Here is a 1,460-nt window from a genome sequence, read left to right as displayed (position 1 = left end):
AGGGCATTACTTTCCGGGACGGCGTCGAGGTGATCGAGACGCCAGCACAGAACGCCGCCTGATCACCGCCGTCACCCAAATTCCATCATAGCTCGCATTATCCGGTGGATGGGACGTTGCGGGTGTATCGGAGCCGGAGTGGCGGGGGCGATTGGGAACCGCTGGGCAAGGGGCTGCCGGAGCGCGATTGCTATGTGAACGTGCTGCGCGATGCGATGGCGGTGGATACGCTGGATAAATGCGGGATCTATTTCGGGACGACGGGCGGGCAGGTTTATGTTTCGCCGGATGCGGGGGAGCATTGGCAGGCGATTGTGCAGAATTTGCCGGCGGTGCTTTCGGTCGAGGTGCAGACGCTGCCGTGAGCCTGGTGCGGGTGGAATTGCCTTCGGGGCTTGCGGTGGTTGCGAGGTTGCCGCGGGAGGTGGCGGTGCGGGTCGAGGGGGTGGTGACGCTGGGGGCGGTGCTCGATGCGTTGGAGGCGGCGCATCCGGTGTTGCGGGGGACGATGCGGGATGGGGTGAGTGGGCGGCGTCGGGCGTTTATTCGGTTTTTCGCGTGCCAGCGGGATTTTTCGCATTGTTCGATGGCGGAGGCGTTACCGGCGGTGGTGGCGGCGGGTGAGGAGGCTTTGCTGGTGGTGGGGGCGATTGCCGGGGGGTGAGTGGGGCGGGTGTTGGGCAGGGTGCTTGTGGGGTTGATATCCTTTTGATGTCATTGAATGATAGTGGGAGGGTTGTGGCGATGCCGAGCAGCTATACGTTGGGGAAGCATTTCGAGACCTTTGTTCAGGCACAGCTAGCCAGCGGCCGTTATGGTAACGCGAGCGAGGTCGTGCGCGATGCGCTCCGGTTGATGGAGGAGCGTGAGCGCCGGATGGTGGCGCTGGATGTTGCGATCGGGCGGGGGCTTGCGGATATCGAGGCTGGCCGGGTGCATGCGGTTGATGACGTGTGCGATGCTTTGGATGCGGAGTTGGCTGGTTTGCCGGATCGCTGATTGATGAGGGTTGTTCTGTCGGACAAGGCGAGAGCCGGGTTGCGGGGCATTGCGCTGTTCATAGCGCGGGATAATCGGGCCCGTGCCCGCTCGTTTGTGCAGGGGCTTCGGGCGAAGGCGCTGGAGATTGGGGCGATGCCGCATGGATCACCGTTACTTGAGCATTACGAGGACCGTGGCATTCGCTGCCGTGTTTATCGTGATTCCCTGATTTTCTATCGGGTGGACGGTGATGCGATTTTCATAGTTCATAGTCTACACGGCGCGCAGGATTACGGTGCGCTTCTGTTCCCGGAAGCAATGCAGGATCAAGCCGAACCATAGTAAAAGTTCTTTGTTGGCGTGGACGGCCCCACGGCATCGAATGTGCCACACATGGGGCTTTGCAACCGACCAATGAAAAGACCGTCCGATGGAATATAATACGTAACCATCCGGTCTGAGCCGCCTGCCGCTACGGG

4 protein-coding genes are annotated in these 1,460 nt (G+C 61.2%); all 4 read left to right on the top strand.

All coding sequences use genetic code 11. The features are described 5' to 3' along the window. Window positions 1-104 precede the first annotated feature (104 nt). The 4 genes from BW994_RS18735 to BW994_RS18720 all read left to right on the top strand — a co-directional run bounded on the left by BW994_RS18735 (window position 105) and on the right by BW994_RS18720 (window position 1,323). A complete protein-coding gene (locus tag BW994_RS18735) occupies window positions 105-365 on the top strand; it encodes a beta propeller repeat protein (RefSeq protein WP_029314469.1) in 261 nt (86 codons plus the stop codon). Further along, window positions 362-664, top strand: coding sequence for a MoaD/ThiS family protein (locus tag BW994_RS18730; protein ID WP_162176835.1), 303 nt, complete (start codon window positions 362-364; stop codon window positions 662-664). The genes BW994_RS18735 and BW994_RS18730 overlap by 4 nt, the downstream gene beginning before the upstream one ends. 80 nt (window positions 665-744) lie before the next feature. Next, window positions 745-999: a type II toxin-antitoxin system ParD family antitoxin gene (locus BW994_RS18725; RefSeq protein WP_029314471.1), complete on the top strand. Its 255-nt coding sequence runs from the start codon at window positions 745-747 to the stop codon at window positions 997-999. A 3-nt stretch (window positions 1,000-1,002) separates the two neighbouring features. Next, a complete protein-coding gene (locus BW994_RS18720; RefSeq protein WP_029314472.1) occupies window positions 1,003-1,323 on the top strand; it encodes a type II toxin-antitoxin system RelE/ParE family toxin in 321 nt (106 codons plus the stop codon). Window positions 1,324-1,460: the final 137 nt, after the last annotated feature.

The sequence above is a fragment of the Acidiphilium rubrum genome, assembly GCF_900156265.1.
Classification (GTDB): Bacteria; Pseudomonadota; Alphaproteobacteria; order Acetobacterales; family Acetobacteraceae; genus Acidiphilium; species Acidiphilium rubrum.
This window is presented reverse-complemented; position numbering and strand designations above follow the sequence as displayed.

What these genes read in the sequence shown, in the direction of transcription:
- BW994_RS18725 (WP_029314471.1), top strand. Translation starts at nt 745, where the DNA reads ATGCCGAGCAGCTATACGTTGGGGAAGCATTTCGAGACCTTTGTTCAG.
- BW994_RS18720 (WP_029314472.1), top strand. Translation starts at nt 1,003, where the DNA reads ATGAGGGTTGTTCTGTCGGACAAGGCGAGAGCCGGGTTGCGGGGCATT.